A 13,969-nucleotide genomic window follows, 5' to 3' on the forward strand; every position below is an offset into this window, starting at 1 on the left:
CCCCTGGCAGCGTTTCCGCGTGCCAGGGGCTGTTTTTCCCTTGGTGCACCCCCCGGGACTTGAACCCGGAACCCATTGATTAAGAGTCAATTGCTCTGCCAATTGAGCTAGAGGTGCATCTCTTTGCGGCGATCTTCGTGACTTTTTCTTTCCCCGTTGATCTCCGCAACGACATGAAACTCTACACGAACTTCCGGTGCATGTGAAATCGAGAGGGCAGCGGATGCAGGCGCTTAGGTCGGCGGGGCCAGAACCAGCACAAAATCAGGGTTTTGGTTGTTGCTGAGCAGCCAAAACCCGCCGTCGGGGGTCCGGATGACGTCCCGAATCCTGCCGTATTCCCGTGTGAAATGCGCCACAGGCGTGCCGGCGTCCTCGCCACTCAGGGCAACGGTCCAGAGTCGCTCGCCGCGCAGGGCTCCGAGGTATGCCGTGGAACCAGCAATCTCCAGGCCGCTGGGTGAGGAATCCGCCGTCGACGGCCACACGACCTTGGCATCCAGGTATTCCCCGCGGTGTGGCGCGCCGGTTACTGCGGGCCACCCGTAATTGCCGCCCGGCACAATCAGGTTGAGCTCATCATTGACGTCCGGGCCGAATTCACTGGCCCACAGCCGCCCTTCGCTGTCCCAGGCGAGTCCCTGAACATTCCGGTGCCCGAGGCTGTACACCGCGTTGCCGAAGGGGTTGCCAGGGGCTGGTTGGCCGTCAGCGGTGATCCTCAGGATCTTCCCGCCCAGCGCGTTCGGGTCCTGCGGCTGCTCCCTGCGCTGGGAGTCGCCGGTGCCCACATAGAGACAACCGTCCGGGCCAAACCGGATCCTGCCGCCGTTGTGGGTCGATGCTTTGGGGATGCCGGTGAAAACCACCTGCGGCTCATCAAAGGTCAGGGAGCCGCCCGGTGCTTCGGCCAGCTTGACCCTGGCGATGCGGTTGTCTTGAGGCGATGTGTAGTAAAGGTAGAGGTAGCTGTCGGTTCCAAAGTTGGGGGAGAGGGCGAGGCCAAGCAGGCCCCCTTCCCCTGCCGGGCTGACGCCGCGCACCTGGCCCATCGTGGTGGCGCGGCCATCCTTCACAGCCTTGAGGAGCGCAGATTCACGCTCAGAGATGATCGCAGTGCCGTTCGGCAGAAATACAGCGGCCCACGGAATGTTGAGCTGCAGATCAAGGCGCTTCAGGACTTTTGGGGCAGCAGCCGGGACGGCGACGCTGCCGGTCTGATCGCCCGCGCCGGTGGGGCGGCACCCGTCCCCGTAATACTCCCGGTGGGGGCGTCGTTTCCATTCCCTGTGCATCCTGACAGAAACAGCGCGAGGCACAGCGCCATGGCCCCGGCGGTGAGTCCTGCAGCCCGGAAGGACCGGGCCGACCTTGCGGTGTGGTCAGAAGCGGGTTCGCCGGGGTGCCCGGAATCCCGCGGCCTCCGCGTGGGCCGGCGACTCGAACCAGACACCTGCCGTGGTCTGCTCATAGTCCGGGTGCCCTTCCTCGTAGTAGACCATCGCGCCGGCGTCCCCCTTGACCACGTAATCGGCCGGGCCGCTGCCGTCAGGGCCGGGCGAGGCTGAGCCGGCGCCGTAGGGGTGCTCCGCCGCAAGGTGGCCGATCGGTTCAGTCGCCGGCTCGTAGCCGGCAGCCGGCGCCGTTTGTGCTGCCGGCCCGTCAGTTGTCCGGGGCGATTCCTGGTCCCCTACTGCAGAGTCATCTCCCGGCAGGTCGTCCGCAGCGGCTGTTTCGGCTCCGGGGAGGGTGGGGGCGTGCGGGTCGGTGTACTCGGTGTGATGGACGTAGTGGGGGTTTTCGGTTGCCGCCGGGGCGGACTCCGGCGCTGCCGCCGGTGCGGCCAGCGGTGTGGCTGTAGCGCCAGCGGCTGCAACGCCGGCAGACCCGGCCCCGGCCGAGTGGGCCGACCCGCCAGTTTCTGACCACTGTGTTTCCCACTCGTTCTCGTCCTGCCGGCCGGCGGGTCCCTCGCCGCCAGACGCATCCTCGCGTGCCATCGCCTCGATCGGCGTTGTGGGCTCGGGGCCTGCCGCTGGTCCCTGGGCCGCCATGGGTTCCTGACGCGCCATGGGTTCCTGTGGCGTCAAGGACTCCGCAGCAACCGCGGTTTCTGCGGGAAGGCCGGTCTTCCTGAGCTCCAGGGGTTCGGTCGTCCGGAATTCCTGGGCGGCGCCGGCTTCCTGTCCTTCGACTGCGTTCTGTTCGCGGCCAGGCTCCGGTGCACCGCCAGGCTCTGGTGCGCCGCCAGGCTCTGGTGCACCGCCAGGTTGCTGGTGTCCGGGCGCGTCAGAAGGCTCCAGGTGGTCGTCGGCGGTGGTCGGCGGAGTGGGTTCCGCCGCGCTGCCGAAACCTGCGGCCCCGGGGAGGCCGGCAGTGCCGGCCGCTTCTGCCGAGGCTGCCGCGCTCCCGCCGGAGAGGCCCCCGTCTGCCCGGCGGGGCGCAGCGCTGCCCTTATTCGTGGAGTTGCTTCGGTTCAGCAGCCACCACACAATGCCGACAATCAGTACGATCACAATGATCCAGAAGACAAAATCCATAGCGGGGCCTTTCAGTCCGGATGGCATGGTTGCCGTTTCACGACGGTACGTCGGTGCGAACGGGACTGTCTAGGTCGTTGCAGCACGTGGCGGCCGGTTCGACGCCCGGACTGGGCTCGCGGGATCGTGTGCGGGCTCCCGCGAAGCACCCACAGCCCTCAGCAATCTTATTATTTGAGACAAGAGTCCACTATTTGATCGAAATATTCTTGAAATTGGCCAAAAGCGGCGCTGCCCGGTCGTCCACATCAGCTTCGGAGTCATAGACTTTGAGCCATGAGTGACGACGCCCAAGGAACAATCGCGAAGAAGCCTGACATCAAGCCCCGCAGCCGGGTCGTCACCGACGGGATCCATGCCGCCCCTGCGCGTGGCATGTTCCGTGCCGTAGGCATGGGCGATGACGACTTCGCCAAGCCCCAGGTCGGCGTCGCCAGTTCCTGGAACGAAATCACGCCATGCAACCTGTCACTGAACAGGCTGGCCCAGGGCGCCAAGGAAGGCGTCCACGCCGGCGGCGGCTTCCCCATGCAGTTCGGCACCATCTCCGTTTCTGACGGCATCTCGATGGGCCACGAGGGCATGCACTTCTCCCTGGTCTCCCGTGAAGTCATCGCCGACTCCGTGGAAACCGTCATGCAAGCAGAGCGCATCGACGGCTCGGTCCTGCTGGCCGGCTGCGATAAGTCCCTGCCGGGAATGCTCATGGCCGCAGCCCGCTTGGACCTGGCCAGTGTCTTCCTGTACGCCGGCTCCATCATGCCCGGCTGGGTGAAGCTGGAGGACGGCTCCGAAAAGGAAGTCACCCTCATTGATGCCTTCGAAGCGGTCGGTGCCTGCGCCGCCGGCAAGATGAGCATGGAAGACCTCACCCGCATCGAAAAGGCCATCTGCCCGGGCGAAGGCGCCTGTGGCGGCATGTACACGGCCAACACCATGGCCTGCATCGGCGAGGCGCTCGGCATGTCCCTGCCCGGCTCCGCTGCTCCGCCCTCGGCAGACCGCCGTCGTGATGAGTTCGCCCGCAAGTCCGGCGAAGCGGTTGTGAACCTGCTGCGCCTGGGCATCACCGCCCGCGACATCATGACCAAGAAGGCCTTCGAAAACGCCATCGCAGTGACCATGGCCTTCGGCGGCTCCACCAACGCGGTCCTGCATCTGCTCGCCATTGCCCGCGAGGCCGAGGTTGAGCTGAACCTCGACGACTTCAACCGCATCGGTGACAGGATCCCACACTTGGGCGACCTCAAGCCGTTCGGCCGCTACGTCATGACCGACGTGGACAGGATCGGCGGGGTGCCCGTCATTATGCGCGCACTGCTCGACGCCGGCCTGCTGCACGGTGACTGCCTCACCGTGACGGGCAAGACCGTTGCCCAGAACCTGGCCGCGATCAACCCGCCGGACCTGGATGGCAAGATCCTGCGCGCCCTTGACAATCCGATCCACAAGACCGGCGGCATCACCATCCTGCACGGCTCCATGGCTCCGGAAGGCGCCGTCGTTAAGAGCGCAGGCTTCGACGCCGACGTCTTCGAAGGCACCGCCCGCGTGTTCGAGCGCGAGCAAGGGGCCCTAAATGCCCTGGATAACGGCAAGATCAAGGCCGGCGACGTCGTCGTCATCCGCTATGAGGGCCCCAAGGGCGGCCCGGGCATGCGTGAAATGCTCGCCATCACCGGCGCCATCAAGGGTGCCGGGCTGGGTAAGGACGTCCTGCTGCTGACCGATGGCCGCTTCTCCGGCGGCACCACCGGCCTGTGCATCGGCCACGTCGCACCCGAAGCAGCCGACGGCGGCCCCATCGCCTTCGTCAAGGACGGCGACCGGATCCGCGTGGACATCGCGGCCCGCTCCTTCGACCTGCTGGTCGACGAAGCCGAGCTTGAGTCCCGCAAGGCTGGCTGGGAGCCCCTGCCGGCCAAGTTCACCAAGGGTGTGCTCGCCAAGTACGCCAAGCTCGTCCACAGCGCCTCCACCGGCGCCTACTGCGGGTAAGCACCGTTTGGTGGGGCTCACCCCTAGCCGCTGGGTGGGCCCAACTAGGTAGCAGTAGATGTCGTTATGAGCGCTCAGACCGACATGTGCTGCTACCTAGTTGGGAGACGTGGCCAATTGCTGGACAATGAAGTCCATATGGTGAGATGTGTACCACCCCCGTTGACATGCATCTCACTCAGAGGGAAAACTGACTGCATGATCGCAACCGTTACCGTCGGCACCGTTTTGGGTGTATCCGTCGTCCTTACCAAGCGCGTGGCAGCATAGCCCGACTGGTAACGTACCGTCACGCGCAACCCCTCGAAGAGCCGCCAGGCTGAGGGGTTTTTTTATTTTCCGAAGTTCCAAGAAACACCAATGATCCACAAGGAAGAGTCCGATGAGCAAAGGATCGCCGATCAGCCCCTCGCTGATGGCTACTAAGTCCCCTGGAGCCCCCAAGGCTCCGGAACGTGCCGACAAAACGGCTGACCATGCCGCCGTCGTCACTGATCTTGCTGCTGTCTCTCCTGTCCTTGGGCCGAACACCGTTGTACCCCCAACAGTGATGACCGGCTCAGAAGCTATTGTCCGTTCGCTCGAAGAACTCGGCGTGGACGATATTTTTGGTTTGCCCGGTGGCGCGATCCTGCCTACCTATGACCCCTTGATGGCCTCCAGAATGAATCACGTCCTGGTCCGTCACGAACAGGGAGCCGGCCAYGCCGCGCAAGGCTACGCCATGGTTACCGGACGGGTGGGCGTCTGCATCGCCACCTCCGGCCCCGGTGCCACCAACCTCGTTACCGCCATCATGGATGCCCACATGGACTCCGTGCCACTGGTGGCCATCACCGGCCAGGTATCCAGCGGTGTGATCGGCACCGACGCATTCCAGGAAGCSGACATTGTTGGCATCACCATGCCGATCACCAAGCACTCCTTCCTGGTGACGGACCCGAACGACATCCCCCATGTCATGGCCGAAGCGTTCCACCTCGCCTCCACCGGTCGTCCCGGTCCGGTGCTGGTGGACGTGGCCAAGGATGCCCAACAGGGCCAGATGACGTTCTCCTGGCCGCCGAAAATTGACCTCCCCGGCTACCGGCCCGTCACCCGCGGGCACAACAAGCAGGTCCGCGAAGCGGCCAAGCTGATCGCTGCCGCCAGCAAGCCGGTCCTGTACGTGGGCGGCGGCGTCGTGAAGGCCCACGCTGCTGCGGAACTCCGCGAGCTGGCCGAGCTGACCGGCGCGCCCGTTGTTACCACGCTGATGGCGCGTGGAGTCTTCCCGGACTCCCATCCGCAGCATGTGGGCATGCCGGGCATGCACGGCACGGTGTCTGCCGTAACGGCCCTGCAGCAGTCTGACTTGCTCATCACCCTCGGTGCCCGCTTTGATGACCGGGTGACGGGAATCCTGAAGTCCTTCGCGCCGAACGCCAAGGTGATCCACGCGGACATTGATCCCGCCGAAATCTCCAAGAACCGAACCGCCGACGTGCCGATCGTGGGATCCGTCAAGGAAATCATCCCCGAGCTCACCGAGGCCGTCCGCTCGCACTTTGAAGCGTCCGGCACCCCGGACCTCACCACGTGGTGGGCCTTCCTGAACAACTTGAAGGAAACCTACCCGCTGGGCTGGACCGAGCCGGAGGATGGGCTCACCGCACCGCAGCGTGTCATCGAACGGATCGGCGCGCTTACTGGTCCGGAGGGCATCTACGTCGCAGGCGTGGGCCAGCACCAGATGTGGGCCGCGCAGTTCATCAAGTACGAGCGTCCGCACGCCTGGCTGAACTCAGGCGGCGCCGGCACCATGGGCTATGCCGTTCCTGCCGCCATGGGAGCCAAGGTGGGGGCCCCGGACCGTGTGGTCTGGGCAATTGACGGCGACGGCTGCTTCCAGATGACCAACCAGGAACTGGCCACCTGCGCCATCAACAAGATCCCCATCAAGGTTGCCATCATTAACAACTCGTCGCTGGGCATGGTCCGTCAGTGGCAGACGCTGTTCTACGAGGGCCGGTATTCGAACACCGACCTTAACACCGGCCATGAGACCGTCCGTATCCCGGACTTCGTCAAACTGGCTGACGCGTACGGCTGTGCTTCGTTCCGTTGTGAACGGGACGAGGACATCGATGCAACCATCCAGAAGGCCCTCGAAATCAATGACCGCCCCGTGGTCATCGACTTTGTGGTGAGCCCCGACTCCATGGTGTGGCCGATGGTGCCCGCCGGCGTGAGCAACGACCAGATCCAGGTTGCCCGCAACATGACCCCGGAATGGGAAGAGGAGGACTGAACATGACCCGCCACACATTGTCCGTTCTGGTTGAAGACAAGCCCGGTGTTTTGACCCGCGTCGCGAGCCTGTTCGCCCGCCGTGCCTTTAACATCAACTCCCTGGCCGTTGGCCCGACGGAAGTTCCGGGCATGTCCCGGATGACCGTCGTCGTCGACGCTGATGGTGAACTGATTGAACAGGTCACCAAGCAGCTCAATAAACTGGTCAACGTGATCAAGATTGTTGAGCTGACTCCCGAATCTTCCGTACAGCGCGACCACATCCTGGTTAAGGTACGTGCGGATGCCGCAACTCGTCTGCAGGTGACCCAGGCTGCAGACCTGTTCCGCGCTTCAGTGGTTGACGTCTCCACAGACTCCGTGGTCATTGAAGCAACAGGCCATCCCGAAAAGCTCACGGCGCTGCTTTCAGTGCTGGAGCCCTTCGGCGTCCGCGAAATTGTGCAGTCCGGCACCCTGGCCGTTGGACGGGGATCCCGCTCCATGAGTGACAGGGCCTTGCGCAGCGCATAACAGGCCGGTGGAGCCCGCTCCGCCTGCTGCGCAACGCCCGTTCAGTACCGCAGCACCACAGACTATTTACACCAGAAATCCACTCAAAAGGAGTTACGCAAGTGACTGAAATGTTTTACGACGACGACGCCGACCTGTCCATCATCCAGGGCCGCAAAGTCGCAATCGTTGGCTATGGCTCACAGGGTCACGCCCACGCGCTGAACCTGCGCGACTCCGGCGTTGAAGTTGTCATCGCCCTCAAGGAAGGCTCTTCCTCGATCGCCAAGGCACAGGATGCAGGCTTCACGGTCAAGACTGTCGCCGACGCCGCCGAATGGGCCGACGTCATCATGATCCTGGCTCCGGACCAGCACCAGCGCGCCATCTACAACGATTCCATCAAGGACAAGCTGACCGCAGGCAAGGCCCTGGCCTTCGCCCACGGCTTCAACATCCGCTTCGGCTACATCAAGGCGCCTGAAGGCGTCGACGTCATCCTGATCGCTCCGAAGGCTCCGGGCCACACCGTCCGCCGCGAATTCGAAGCCGGCCGCGGCATCCCGGACATCATCGCCGTGGAGCAGGACGCTACCGGTTCCGCCTGGGACCTGGCCAAGTCCTACGCCAAGGCCATTGGCGGCACCCGCGCCGGTGTCATCAAGACCACCTTCACCGAAGAGACCGAAACCGATCTCTTCGGCGAGCAGTCCGTCCTGTGCGGCGGCGTGTCCCAGCTGGTCCAGTACGGCTTCGAGACCCTGACCGAAGCCGGCTACCAGCCGCAGATCGCCTACTTCGAGGTGCTGCACGAGCTCAAGCTCATCGTTGACCTCATGTGGGAAGGCGGCATCGCCAAGCAGCGCTGGAGCGTTTCCGACACGGCAGAGTACGGCGACTACGTTTCCGGCCCGCGCGTCATTACCCCCGAGGTGAAGGAAAACATGAAGGCTGTCCTCGCGGACATCCAGAGCGGTGCCTTCGCCAAGCGGTTCATTGAGGACCAGGACAACGGCGGCGTCGAGTTCAAGGCGCTGCGTGCCAAGGCCGAAAAGCACCCCATCGAGGAAGTCGGCCGCGAGCTGCGCTCCCTGTTCGCGTGGCAGCAGCAGGACTCGGACTATGTAGAAGGCTCGGCAGCCCGCTAAGGCTGCTCTGCCGGCGCCCTTCAGGGTGCCCTAGTGAGGCCGGGTCCACTTAACAATGTGGGCCCGGCCTTTCCGTCCGCCTAGACTTGTTCCATCCCAAGGACTGCAACGCAGAGGATCATTCGTGTCAAAACCCGTAGTACTGCTCGCCGAAGAACTTTCGCCCGCCACCGTCGAGGCTCTGGGCCCGGACTTCGAAATCCGCCAGACTGACGGCTCAGACCGCTCCCAGCTGCTTTCCGCCATCGTGGACGTGGACGCGATCCTGGTCCGTTCCGCCACCCAGGTGGACGCCGAAGCGATTGCCGCCGCCAAGAACCTCAAGGTCATTGCCCGTGCAGGTGTAGGCCTGGACAACGTGGACATCAAGGCCGCCACGCAGGCAGGCGTCATGGTGGTCAATGCCCCGACATCGAACATTGTCTCGGCCGCCGAACTGACGGTGGGCCACATCCTGAGCCTCGCGCGCCACATCCCGCAGGCCAGCGCCGCACTCAAGGAGGGCGAATGGAAGCGGTCCAAGTACACCGGCATTGAACTCTACGAGAAGAAGATCGGCATCATTGGCCTGGGCCGGATCGGCGCCCTCGTGGCGGCCCGACTGAAGGGCTTTGACACCAAGATCCTCGCCTACGATCCCTACATCACCTCCGCCCGCGCAGCCCAGCTGGGCGTGCAGCTGGTCACCTTGGACGAGCTGCTCGCCCAGTCGGACTTCATTACCATCCACATGCCCAAGACACCCGAAACGGTGGGCATGCTTGGTGCCGAGGCGTTCAAGAAGATGAAGAAGACCGCCTACGTCATCAACGTCGCCCGCGGCGGCTTGGTGGACGAGGAAGCCCTCCATGCTGCCCTGAAGGACGGCGAGATCGCCGGCGCCGGAGTGGACGTCTTCGTCAAGGAGCCCAGCACCGACTTGCCGTTCTTCGAAATGGACAACGTGGTGGTCACGCCGCACCTGGGTGCGTCCACGGACGAAGCCCAGGAGAAGGCCGGCGTCTCGGTCGCCAAGTCGGTGCGTTTGGCTCTGGCCGGCGAACTGGTACCCGACGCCGTGAACGTGGCCGGCGGCGTCATTGCCCCGGACGTGCGGCCAGGCATCCCGCTGATCGAAAAGCTGGGCCGCATCTTCACCGCATTGACCCACGCGTCGCTGACCCAGTTCGACGTTGAAGTGGCGGGCGAAATCTCGTCCCTGGACGTCAAGGTCCTGGAGCTTGCCGCCCTGAAGGGCATCTTCGCGGACATCGTGACCGAACAGGTGTCCTACGTCAACGCCCCCGTCATCGCCGAACAGCGTGGCATCAACGTCAGGCTGATCACCACGCCCGACACGGAGTCCTACCGCAACGTCCTCACCCTGCGCGGAGCCCTCAGCGACGGTACGCAGATTTCTGTGGCGGGTACGCTGACCGGCCCCAAACAGGTCCAGAAACTGGTGGGCATCAACGGCTACGACGTCGAAATCCCCATCAGCGAGCACCTCGTGGTGGTCTCCTACGCCGACCGCCCCGGTGTGATCGGAACCATCGGCCACATCCTGGGCATGAACAACATCAACATCGCCGGCATGCAGGTGGCCCGCCAGGCCGAGGGCGGCCAGGTTCTCGCCCTGCTGACCATCGACTCGTCCGTTCCGCAGCAGGTGCTTGATGCGATCAAGGCAGGCATCGGCGCCGAGATGGTCCGCGAAGTCGATCTCGAAGACTAAGGAAACGCCGTGCGGCACGGCCCGCTTGGGCGCGTCCGCATCCAGCCACGTATGATTGGCCGGTCTGCTTAAAGTGGCTGGTCCCGATCGGGACCCAGCCGGCAGGCCGGCCAATACCTTTTCGCACACCAACGGGTTAATCGCCCATGTCCGTCTCCGGGCGGACTGATGTGTGCACACGCAATCCAGGTTTCAGGGAGCTTAATGAACGCCGTCCAGAGGTTCATCAGAAGCAAAGTGCTGCTGTTGACCGCGGCCATCTTGATCGCAGCCATGTGCTTGTCGGTCCTCGTCCAAGGCCAGTCGCAGGCCGCGCTTAAGAGGACGGTGGATGAGAACTCCCGGGGGCTTTACGATGTCCTCGTCCAGGCCAAGGCAGGATCCTCGGCCCTCATGCAGCCGGAGATCGCCAACGGCGGGGGAGGCATCGGCTTTGACCAGCTGGATGCCATCCGGAAGCTGTCCGAAACCTCGGTGGCTGCCCCCATCAGCCTGGTGTCACGAGTGACACAAAACCTGGAAGCACCGCGACTCGATGCGATGGACTTCCTGGGGTACAACTCAGGGCTTGCCGGCACTGCCACTGCCGACCAGGCGGCCGGTGCCACCGACCCCGCCAAATGGCCCGCCGCCGAGTCCGTATTGAGCGACACGCCGAAGAAGTACCGTCTCACCGCCAGCGCCGTCAGCTCCGACGGCGTCTCCGAACAGGTGCTGTTCAAGTCCTCGGCCGAAGGGTCCCTGGGCAAGGCCAAGCTCGTTGAGGAACAGACGGCTGGCGGCAAGAGCATCCGGATTGCACCTCCCGCGGGCGAGACGGGCATCAAATTCCCCGCCCCTGCCGGTGGTTCCGAACACAACCTCTTCAACCTGTCGGTGTCCCTGCCCCTGTCACCCGAGGTGACCGAGTCCGTCGTCGCCGTCGACCCTGTGGCCGAGCGCGCCCTGCTTGGCTCCGCCGGCGACTTCCTCGCTCCGCTGGAGAAGGCCCCGCCCGCTGACGCCCGCAACGCCGGAGCGATCGGCCGGCACTTCGAAAGCCTCTTCACCAACGGCATTAGCATGCAAGAGCTGCAGGATGGGCCTGACTTCCTGGGCGTTAAGCTCAAGTACTGGGCGCCGCTGATGACCCAATACCAGCAGGCCAAGCGCACCGGCCAGCTCACCGCTGACTCCCAGGGCATCCCGCTGATCGTGCGCTCGGGAACCTCCCTCGACCTGAAGTACAACGTCAAAATTGAAGAGATCGACGCCGCCGGCAAGGTAGTCAAGGAAGTGGGCACAGCCTCGCGTTCCCTGGACAAGGACTACCTGCCGTTCGTTTCCAAGGACCCGTTCGCACTGTCCTGGCCAGGTTCCACCGACCATTCGTCGCTCATGGGCGCCCAGGGCAACTTCAACCAGGGCCTCTACACTCCCGCTACGTGGAGCACTGACTTTGCTGCCGCGCCGAAGTACACGGACGGCGAGAAAGCTGCCAACGGGGCAGTCGGGAAGACGGCCACGCCGGGGGACTGGGTCACCGTGAACCGCTTGCCGGAAAAGGGCGCCAATGGTGCCCCTGTGGACCAGACCCAGCGTGAACCGGTGGACGAACGGTCCTACCGCGAGAACCTTGCCACGGGTACGAAGCACGCCGCACCGCTGGCCATGGTTTACGGGACGTTCGACCCTGCCGCCGTTGAAGCAGCCGCCGGCGACGTCAACCGGCTGCCCCTGGGTGGCTACGATCCGACGCCCCTGACCCTCACCAAAGATGCAGGCGGCAAGGCCGTGGCCGCCACGGACCTCAAGCCCTCGCTCAGTGCCACCGGACTGGCCAGCCAGTCAGCCGGTGCCATCACGGACTACTACGGCCTTGCCGCCGCCCGCGGCTACAAGGAAAATGCCGCAGTGATCGACGCCGTCCGGGTCCGGGCCAAGGCTCCCGGCAACTGGAAAGAAGCCCAGCCCGACGTCGAAAAACTTGCCGGTGAAATCCGTGACATGGGACTGGAGGCCACCGTGGTGGCCGGTTCAGCGCGCGAGGATGCCAGCATCTTTGTCCCCGGCTACTCCAAGGACGACGCCGGCAAGGAGTCACCGCTGGGCACCGTCCAGCAGTCCTGGGTCCGGCAGAACGCGGCCGACGCCGTCACCGGCTCACTGACAGGCACCAACGTCACGCTGCTGTTCCTCACCCTGTGCGGAGCAGCCCTGCTGACCGGCGCTTCCACTGTCAGCTACATCCGGAAACGCAAACGCGAGGCCGGGACCCTGCGCGCCATGGGCTGGACCCAGCGGCGGATCCGGTCCTGGGTGCTGGAGGAATTCGGTGTGGGCGCGGCGTTGCTCGCGGCTGCCGGCATCGTGTTGAGCCTGGTGAGCTGGAGCCTGACCACGGCCATCGTGTCCGCCGCAGTCCTGGCCCTTTACGCTGCGGCGGCCGTCTTCGCGGCCCAGCAGCTTCGGCACCGCGACGAAGTTGACCAGGAGCCGCAGCATGACGAGCGGCTGATCCCCGTCGATTCGCCCCTGACGTTCGCCAACCGCCAACTCAGCACCAACAAGTTCAACACCTTGTCGCTGGCAGTGGCAGTTGGCGTGTTCGGGGCCGCAGTCGGTGGCCTGGTGGCTTTGCTGATCGACATTCCGAGAGCTGCCGGGGCGAGTGCGCTCAGCGGCCTGGCCGCGGCGAGCGTGGCGCTGCCCAGCATGCTGCTGGCCCTCGCGGGCGTCGCGGTTGGACTAATCCTGACACTGGTGACGGGAAGGTTTGAGCTCAACGCCAAACGCCAGTACCTGGGGATCCTCGAAGCAATGGGCTGGAATCCGGACATGCTCCGCCAGGTCCGGCTCTTCGAAAATGCGCTGGTGGGATCAGTGGCCCTGCCACTGGGTGTCCTCGGCGCGCTGGGCATCGGGCTCCTTCTTGCCCCGTATGCCGCGCTGTGGGCCGCCGCCGCCGGCCTCGTGGCTGTACTTTGCTGGATACCGATTGCAACGAAAGTGGTCCAATGACAAACCAGACGAATGTTTACCGGAGCCGGAGGTCCGGCGCTGCTGACACGCCCCTGCAGACCCGTGCCAACACCATCGTCAAGGCCGCGGACCACGAGACCCCGCTGGAACTGAGCGATATCACCATCCGCTATGGCGGCGGCAAGGGCGGTGCGGAAGCCGTCAGCGTCGTCGAGGGCTTCGACCTCACCCTGCACGCCGGCGAGATGCACTGCGTCGCCGGCCGAAGCGGCTCGGGCAAGACCAGCATCCTGACTGTCGGCGCCGGACTCACACTGCCGACGTCGGGCCGCGTCTTTTGGGAAGGCGATTCGCTCGAAAGCATGGGCGACGACGAAATCGCCGACCGCCGTCGTGCCCTGATCGGGTACGTGGACCAGGGCGGCGCCCTGATTGACGGCATGAGCGCCCTTGAGAATGTCCTGCTGCCCGCAGTGCCCGATGGCGAGGTGGACCAGCGCCGCGACATGGCCAAGGACCTCCTGGACCTGGTGGGCCTTGGCCGCCGGATGCGTCACCGCCCCGCGCAGCTCTCCGGCGGTGAGCGTCAGCGTGTGGCCATTGCCCGTGCGCTGATCCTGGGTACCCGTGTACTGGTGGTGGACGAGCCCACCGCCAGCCTCGACAGGGCCTCCGCCAACCGCATCATCAGCATCCTCAAGGACACCACCTCGGACGGAATCGCGGTGCTGGTCGCTTCGCACGACCATGAACTCGTCCGCCTGAGCGATACGCTGACTGAACTCATCTAGCCCGCCCCTACGCACCAAAGGTACCGTCCGCAC

9 protein-coding genes and 1 tRNA gene are annotated in these 13,969 nt (G+C 64.5%); 7 read left to right on the forward strand and 3 right to left on the reverse strand.

Translation table 11 applies throughout. The annotated features are described in order from the left end of the window. Window positions 1-41: 41 nt before the first annotated feature. The 3 genes from AC1DIM_RS08555 to AC1DIM_RS08565 form a co-directional block, all read right to left on the reverse strand. Window positions 42-117 (reverse strand) — tRNA-Lys (locus tag AC1DIM_RS08555). A gap of 116 nt (window positions 118-233) precedes the next feature. Next, the gene (locus tag AC1DIM_RS08560; protein ID WP_477710059.1) at window positions 234-1,295 is read right to left on the reverse strand and encodes a PQQ-dependent sugar dehydrogenase; all 1,062 of its coding nucleotides are present in this window, start codon (window positions 1,293-1,295) and stop codon (window positions 234-236) included. Window positions 1,296-1,382: 87 nt separating this feature from the next. Next, window positions 1,383-2,540 (reverse strand): sunset domain-containing protein, encoded by a 1,158-nt coding sequence (locus AC1DIM_RS08565; RefSeq protein ID WP_477710060.1) that lies wholly within the window; start codon window positions 2,538-2,540, stop codon window positions 1,383-1,385. A 276-nt stretch (window positions 2,541-2,816) separates the two neighbouring features. On the opposite strand from AC1DIM_RS08565, the gene ilvD reads away from it, so the two are divergent. From ilvD to AC1DIM_RS08600, 7 genes are all read left to right on the forward strand, one after another. Beyond that, window positions 2,817-4,538, forward strand: coding sequence for a dihydroxy-acid dehydratase (gene ilvD / locus AC1DIM_RS08570; protein WP_477710061.1), 1,722 nt, complete (start codon window positions 2,817-2,819; stop codon window positions 4,536-4,538). A gap of 382 nt (window positions 4,539-4,920) precedes the next feature. Further along, complete coding sequence (locus AC1DIM_RS08575; protein WP_477710062.1) at window positions 4,921-6,828, forward strand: acetolactate synthase large subunit; 1,908 nt, start codon at window positions 4,921-4,923, stop codon at window positions 6,826-6,828. A gap of 2 nt (window positions 6,829-6,830) precedes the next feature. After that, on the forward strand, window positions 6,831-7,343 hold the full coding sequence (gene ilvN / locus AC1DIM_RS08580; RefSeq protein ID WP_477710063.1) for an acetolactate synthase small subunit: 513 nt from the start codon (window positions 6,831-6,833) through the stop codon (window positions 7,341-7,343). 101 nt (window positions 7,344-7,444) lie between these two features. After that, window positions 7,445-8,470 carry a ketol-acid reductoisomerase gene (ilvC, locus tag AC1DIM_RS08585; protein WP_477710064.1) on the forward strand — a complete coding sequence of 342 codons (1,026 nt, stop codon included), beginning with the start codon at window positions 7,445-7,447 and terminating at the stop codon, window positions 8,468-8,470. Between the two features lie 124 nt (window positions 8,471-8,594). After that, window positions 8,595-10,184, forward strand: a complete 1,590-nt coding sequence (serA, locus tag AC1DIM_RS08590) for a phosphoglycerate dehydrogenase (RefSeq protein ID WP_477710065.1) — start codon at window positions 8,595-8,597, stop codon at window positions 10,182-10,184. Between the two features lie 204 nt (window positions 10,185-10,388). Then, window positions 10,389-13,184: an ABC transporter permease gene (locus AC1DIM_RS08595; RefSeq protein ID WP_477710066.1), complete on the forward strand. Its 2,796-nt coding sequence runs from the start codon at window positions 10,389-10,391 to the stop codon at window positions 13,182-13,184. Further along, window positions 13,181-13,936 (forward strand): ABC transporter ATP-binding protein, encoded by a 756-nt coding sequence (locus AC1DIM_RS08600; protein ID WP_477710067.1) that lies wholly within the window; start codon window positions 13,181-13,183, stop codon window positions 13,934-13,936. Before AC1DIM_RS08595 ends, AC1DIM_RS08600 begins: the two co-directional genes overlap by 4 nt. Window positions 13,937-13,969: the final 33 nt, after the last annotated feature.

Source organism: Pseudarthrobacter sp. 01T43, assembly GCF_056398665.1.

What these genes read in the sequence shown, in the direction of transcription:
- AC1DIM_RS08595 (WP_477710066.1), top strand. Translation starts at nt 10,389, where the DNA reads ATGAACGCCGTCCAGAGGTTCATCAGAAGCAAAGTGCTGCTGTTGACC.
- AC1DIM_RS08600 (WP_477710067.1), top strand. Translation starts at nt 13,181, where the DNA reads ATGACAAACCAGACGAATGTTTACCGGAGCCGGAGGTCCGGCGCTGCT.
- AC1DIM_RS08565 (WP_477710060.1), bottom strand. Translation starts at nt 2,540, where the DNA reads ATGGATTTTGTCTTCTGGATCATTGTGATCGTACTGATTGTCGGCATT.
- ilvN (WP_477710063.1), top strand. Translation starts at nt 6,831, where the DNA reads ATGACCCGCCACACATTGTCCGTTCTGGTTGAAGACAAGCCCGGTGTT.
- AC1DIM_RS08560 (WP_477710059.1), bottom strand. Translation starts at nt 1,295, where the DNA reads ATGCACAGGGAATGGAAACGACGCCCCCACCGGGAGTATTACGGGGAC.
- ilvD (WP_477710061.1), top strand. Translation starts at nt 2,817, where the DNA reads ATGAGTGACGACGCCCAAGGAACAATCGCGAAGAAGCCTGACATCAAG.